General features: G+C 63.9%; 6 protein-coding genes. 2 read left to right on the top strand and 4 right to left on the bottom strand.

Going from position 1 to position 5,563, the window contains the following annotated elements; translation table 11 throughout:
* Positions 1-53 precede the first annotated feature (53 nt).
* Both AC1D1P_RS12930 and AC1D1P_RS12925 read right to left on the bottom strand, forming a co-directional pair.
* Complete coding sequence (locus tag AC1D1P_RS12930) at positions 54-998, bottom strand: ABC transporter permease (protein WP_477673261.1); 945 nt, start codon at positions 996-998, stop codon at positions 54-56.
* Between the two features lie 32 nt (positions 999-1,030).
* Entirely contained in the window at positions 1,031-1,930 is a 900-nt protein-coding gene (locus AC1D1P_RS12925; RefSeq protein WP_477673260.1) for an alpha/beta hydrolase, read from the bottom strand.
* 221 nt (positions 1,931-2,151) lie between these two features.
* Between AC1D1P_RS12925 and AC1D1P_RS12920 the strand changes: the two genes are divergently transcribed.
* Both AC1D1P_RS12920 and AC1D1P_RS12915 read left to right on the top strand, forming a co-directional pair.
* Positions 2,152-3,102 carry a LysR substrate-binding domain-containing protein gene (locus tag AC1D1P_RS12920; protein ID WP_477669940.1) on the top strand — a complete coding sequence of 317 codons (951 nt, stop codon included), beginning with the start codon at positions 2,152-2,154 and terminating at the stop codon, positions 3,100-3,102.
* Between the two features lie 49 nt (positions 3,103-3,151).
* Positions 3,152-3,556: a DoxX family protein gene (locus AC1D1P_RS12915; RefSeq protein WP_477669939.1), complete on the top strand. Its 405-nt coding sequence runs from the start codon at positions 3,152-3,154 to the stop codon at positions 3,554-3,556.
* 71 nt (positions 3,557-3,627) lie between these two features.
* Here AC1D1P_RS12915 and AC1D1P_RS12910 read toward each other — a convergent pair whose 3' ends face one another.
* Both AC1D1P_RS12910 and AC1D1P_RS12905 read right to left on the bottom strand, forming a co-directional pair.
* Complete coding sequence (locus AC1D1P_RS12910) at positions 3,628-5,088, bottom strand: MFS transporter (RefSeq protein WP_477669938.1); 1,461 nt, start codon at positions 5,086-5,088, stop codon at positions 3,628-3,630.
* The coding region (locus AC1D1P_RS12905) for a sigma-70 family RNA polymerase sigma factor family protein (protein WP_477673259.1) at positions 5,085-5,563 on the bottom strand (479 nt) is incomplete at its 5' end. The genes AC1D1P_RS12910 and AC1D1P_RS12905, both read right to left, overlap by 4 nt.

The following is a 5,563-nucleotide window of genomic DNA, read 5'->3' as shown; positions in this document are numbered from 1 at the left end:
GATCAGGCCCACGATGACGAGGCCGATCAGGGCCTGAGGGGTAAGGAATTTTTTCATTCGGCCAGCACCCTGGGGTCGAAGATCGGATAGCAGAGGTCGATGACCAGGTTGGTGATGACATAGATCACGGCAACCAGCAGCAGGCAACCCTGGATCACCGGGTAGTCGCGCGCGAAGATCGCGTCGACCAGCAGGCGGCCCAGGCCGGGAATCGTGAACACGGTTTCAACAACCGCCACGCCGCCCAGCAGGTTGCCCAGGACGAGGCCGATCAAAGTCCAGGTCGGGCCGAAGGAGTTGCGGAACGCATGGTGCACCAGCACAGCACGCTCCGACAGGCCCTTGGCGCGCGCATGCGTGATGTAGTCCAGCCGCAGCACTTCCAGTGTGCTGGCCCTGGCCATGCGGATCAGCACGCCGATTTCATGCAGGAACAGCGTGAGGATGGGCATCAGCAGGTACAGCAGGCCCGACTTCCAGTCGCTCATGATCGAGACATAGCCGACCACGGGCAGCCATTCGAGCTTCAGGCCAAAGAAGAGCAGCAGCAACAGGCCGAGCCAGAAGGTAGGGATGGACACCAGCAGGGTGGCGGTGCCGACCAGCATCAGGTCGGGCAGGCGGTTTTGCTTCCACGCGGCGATCATGCCGGCGGGCACCGCGACCAGGGTGGCGAAGAGCACGGCAATGAGCACAATCTGTGCGCTGACCAGGAAACGGCTCAACACCAGGTGCAACACGGGCTCGCCGGTGTTGATGGACACGCCCAGGTCGCCGCCCAGCACGTGCCGGCCCCAGATGCCGAACTGCACCGGCCAGCTTTTGTCGAGCCCGAGCTGGGCGCGCAAGTCGGCCAGGCGCACCGGGTCGGCGAGGTCACCCAACAGCAGCTGCGCCGGGTCGCCGGGGATAAGCCGGATCAGCACAAAGACCGCCACCGCGACGATCAGCAGCGTCGGTATGGCCATGAAAAGACGGGACAGCGCAAAACGCAGCATGGTCAGTCTTCAGGTTTGAGGTTGGCGTGACATCACTGGGCCCGGCCCGCCGCTTTTTTCCGGACGTCGCGCAGCACGGTCGCGAGGAAGTCCTGCACCGTGTCGACGCAGGCCAGGCCGTCGTGGGGAACGTTGTCGATCAGGTCCAGCGTGACGTTGACGCCGGCCTGCACAAAGGACTGGCGCAAGGTCTCCAGCCGCTCGGGGCGCGTGCGCCCCGCGTCATTGGCGCCGGCCATGTAGAACTTGCCGCCTTCGCGGTGGGTGATCTCCCAGGTTTCCATGTCGGCCTTGCCGGCCACCATGTGCACCGGCAAGGCTTTGAGGGCCGCAAGGTTCAGCGGTTTGCCGAAGCGTTTTTCGAAGTCGCGCACGCCCACCCACCAGTCCTGCTGGTGGTCGATGAGAGTCACCGAGCCTGGCGCGCCTATGGAGAGAGCCCAGAGGCGCTCGGGGTGCAGCAGGCCGAAGCGGTTGACGAACTGACCGCCGCCGGAATAGCCAAAGAGCGCGAACTTTGAAAAGTCGCAACCGAACTTGAGGGCTACCTCGTCGACCATGCTGAGCAGGATCTGGTCGTAGCGGATGTCGGCTTCGCGCAGGTGCTTGAAGCCGTCGCGGTTGCCGTCTCCCTGTGGGCCGGCCGGGAACAGCGGGCACAGCACGATGCAGTCGTTCCACTTGGYGAATGCGGCGAAGGCATCGCGGTATTCGGTGAAAGCGCGGCCGGTGCCGTGCACCACGACCACCAGCTGCATGGGCTGCCTGGACTCACCCAGGTGCGGCGGGGCATAGGTGCAATAGGAAAAGCGCGGGTCGGTGCGCGATGCAAATATCGTGCTGTGGCCCAGGTCGTAAATGGCTGCCGCCCGTTTCTCCCCAAATGAGAGTGGTGAAGCCGTGCCGGTATTCGCCAGGAGTGCATCAGACATAAATCATCGCCCCAAAAAACAAGCCATCCAAGCGGCCGGGCTGCTGCTGCAGAAGCCCGGAAAAGCCGCGCGTTTCGAGGGAGATGCGCCGTTGCGGCGGGAGACATGTGTCCGTCACACAACCCTGTTAAGGCGGATTGTTCTCCATCCGGTTTGAAAAATATATCTATATTATGTTTTGAGATGCTAAAGTTATTCTTTTGTATTGGGGCGGTGCGCGCATGAGCACGATCCGGTTTTTGAAGACCTTTCTGGTTGTCGCACAGGGCGGCTCGTTCGCCGCAGCGTCCGATCGCGTCGCGCTGACACAGGCCGCGGTGGGGCTGCAGATGCGCGCGCTGGAGACCGAGCTCAAGACCGTGCTTTTCGAGCGTTCGGGGCGCGGTGTGGTGCTTTCGGACGGGGGCCGCGCGCTGGTGGCGCATGCGGAAAAAATCGTCGGGTACTACGACGAGATGCGCGAAGGCCTGGACGGCGAGGGAGAGATCGCCGGCACCGTGACGGTGGGCTCCATCGTCACGGCGATGGGGCTGCTCTCAAACACCGTCGTCAGGATGAAGCCGCTCTACCCGCGTCTTAATGTGCGGCTGGTCATGCAGGAGTCCAGCGGCCTGGCGCGCAGTGTCAAGAGCGGTGAACTCGACGCGGCGGTCTTCGTCGACGACTCGCCGCAGGAGCGAAAGGGCATGCGCTGGACGCCGCTGTACACCGAGCCGCTGACAGTGGTCGCGAGCTCCCAGGCAGCGCCGCCGGGCACCGACTTCAAAAAACTGCTGCGTGAGCAACCCTTCCTGCGCTTTGACCGGCGCACGCCCAGCGGCATCCGCATAGAGCAGACCTTGCGCAAGCTGGGCCTGGTGCCGCAGGACTTTCTGGAGCTCAGCTCGCTCTCGGCCATCATCGACCTGGTGCGCCAGAACGTCGGCGTCACCATCGTGCCGCATGTCAAGAACGCCGACTGGGCCAACGATGCGCTTCTGCGTGTGCTGCCGCTGCCGGGCCGGCCACCGACACGGCTGATCGGCATGCTGGAGCAGGGCAAGCGCGAGCACATCACCTCGGTGATCCGGCAGCACCTGGTTCAACTGCTGACCGAGAAAAGTTCGGCGAGCATCGCAAGCCCCGCATCGGGTGGCCCCAAGTCCCGGCAGAAACTTGCGCAGCGGCACTGAACTTTTTTGCTACAGGCCTGTCAGACACCCTTTTAACGGAGGGAATCTCATGGCCTTTGCCCAAAACGACCAACTGACTTCACGCGCACTCTCGGTGCTTCGCATTGTTTCTGCTTATTTGCTTATTCAGCATGGCACAGCCAAGCTGCTGGGCTTTCCCCACGTGGCCTATTTCGACGGGCTGCAGGTGTTGTCGCTGATCGGCTTTGCCGGCATTCTGGAGCTCTTTGGCGGTGCGTTGCTGTTGATTGGGCTGTTCACGCGGCCTGTGGCGTTTGTGTTGTCGGGCTTGCTGGCATTTGCCTATTTCATTGGCCATGCGTCTAAAGGCTTTGTGGCGGCGCCGATGCTGAATGGCGGCGAGTCGGCCGTGTTGTTCTGCTTTGTGTTTTTGTTCTTTGCCGCTGCCGGCGGTGGTGCATGGAGCGTTGACGCGCTGCGTTCGCGGAAGTAAGCAAGACGCCAACCTCGGTGTAAAGCCGGTGCATCCTTTGCGGGTGCGCCGGCTTTTTCACGCCTCACACCTTATGCGGCGCTGTTGGCTGTCTGCCTGAGGGCAGGCGGGTCTGGCTTCGCCGTTTTCCGTGAAGTCAGCAGGCACAGCGCGGGTGCCAGGGCGAACACGGCGAAAAGCCACTGAGCCGCGCCCGCCGTTCCGGGTACACCACCGGGGTTGGTCAGGCCCCCGAGGTTGGCGACCATGCCGGCCAGGGCGGCGCCCATGGCGGTGGCAAACAGCTCTACCGTCATGATGGAAGAGGCAGCCAGGTCTTCTTCGCCAGATGGCGCAATCTGCAGCACACGCGTGCTCAGGTGCGGCCAGGCGATACCGACGGCAAAACCCACAGCCACCATGGCGGCGCAGATTGGCGCCAGCACGGGCCAGCCGCCATTACTGGGTGCGGGCATCAGCACTGCCATGCCCACCAGGCCCGCCAGTGCCAGCACTGGTGCAACGCGGATGGCCAGGCTGGCCCGGGTGCCGGTGGCGCTTGAGCTGATGAGTGAGCCCAGCGTCCAGCCTGCCGACATGATGGCGGCGAGGTAGCCTGAGACAAGCGGTGTCTGGGCATGCAGGACCTGAAAAAACAAGGGTGAAAAAATCTCCGTGCTGGTGACCGTCATGCCCAGCAGCCCCATGGCGAGGTAAAGGGCGCCCAGCACTCCGGGGCGAAACGCATCCTGCGGCAGCAGGCGGTTGGCGGCGCGCTTGTCGACGATGACCAGCAAGGCGCTGAGCGCAACCGCTGCACCCACACCGGCCGCATTCCACATGACTTGTGTGCTGACGCTGCCAGCTGAAACGGCGAAGACCGCACCGGCCAGCAGGAACAACTGCATCCACGGCACGGATGTCGGCGGGCTGCTGGCCGTGTTGTGCCGGGGAATCACGCAGACGGCGAGCACGGTGAACAGTGCCGCTGCGGGAATAAGCGCGCCAAACGCCCATCGCCAGGCATCCATCTGGGCAAACACGCCCCCTATGGCCGGCCCGACCAGGGTGGCCACGCCCCACATGCCCGACAACAGGCCGATGGCCCTGGACCACAAGGCTTCGTCGTACAGCAGGCGGATCATCGCGTAGGGCAGGGCCAGCAACAGCCCGCCGCCAAAGCCTTGCACCACACGACCGGCCAGCATGACGGGCATGGAAGGCGCCAGCGAGCAGGCGAGCGAGCCCACAGCAAAGATCGCAGCGCCGAGCACATAGGCAAAGCGCGGCCCGAGCTTGCCCAGCACCTGCGTCGCCATGGCGGCGCTGATGATGGAGGCCACTACAAAGAGGGCGGTGTTCCAGGCGTAGAACTCCAGCCCGCCAATGTCGCGCACGACGGACGGCAGGATGGTGGTGCCGATGTAGAGGTTGATGGCATGCAGCGCGACGCCGCCGACCAGCGCCAGCGTGCGGATGGCGTTGACGCCGGTCAGCAGAGCCATCCAGCCTGTGGGAGCGGTGCCTGATGTGTTGCTTGAGGTGCTGTTCATTCCAGCGCCTCGGGCCCGAAGGCCAGCCCGTCGAGCTTGTCCGGGTTGCGCATGATGAAGATGTTGTTGGCCTTGCCGTCGTCGTTGTAGGCGAAGGTGATGGCGGCGGCGATCTCGCCGGTGCTCGACCGCAGCTGGATGGCGCGGCCGCCGTTGATCTCGCAGGGCACCCATTCGTAGTGGGCCCAGTAGCGGGCCAGTTGCGTCGTCAGCAGGGTGAGCACGCTGCCCTTGCCCTGGAAGATGCCTTCAACCGAGCTGACCTTGCCGCCGCTGTCGGTGCTCAGTGCGATGTCGTCCGAGAGCAGGCTGGCGAGCGATTCGGTGCTGCCGGCGGTGATGGCTTCGCGAAAAGCGGTGAGCAGGTCGTCCTGCACCTTGGGCGGTGTTACGTGCCGGACTTTTCCCTGGGCGATGCTGGTGCTGGCGCGCGAGACCAGCTTGCGGCAGGCAGCTTCTTCCATGTCCAGCATCT

This window comes from Polaromonas sp. P1_E1_2 (genome assembly GCF_056406035.1).
The sequence above is the reverse complement of the archived record's forward strand: the minus strand, read 5'-3'. Positions and strand labels throughout refer to the sequence as shown.

Excerpts from the sequence above, each read along its gene's own strand:
- AC1D1P_RS12910 (WP_477669938.1), bottom strand. The coding sequence starts at position 5,088 with ATGAACAGCACCTCAAGCAACACATCAGGCACCGCTCCCACAGGCTGG.
- AC1D1P_RS12915 (WP_477669939.1), top strand. The coding sequence starts at position 3,152 with ATGGCCTTTGCCCAAAACGACCAACTGACTTCACGCGCACTCTCGGTG.
- AC1D1P_RS12930 (WP_477673261.1), bottom strand. The coding sequence starts at position 998 with ATGCTGCGTTTTGCGCTGTCCCGTCTTTTCATGGCCATACCGACGCTG.
- AC1D1P_RS12920 (WP_477669940.1), top strand. The coding sequence starts at position 2,152 with ATGAGCACGATCCGGTTTTTGAAGACCTTTCTGGTTGTCGCACAGGGC.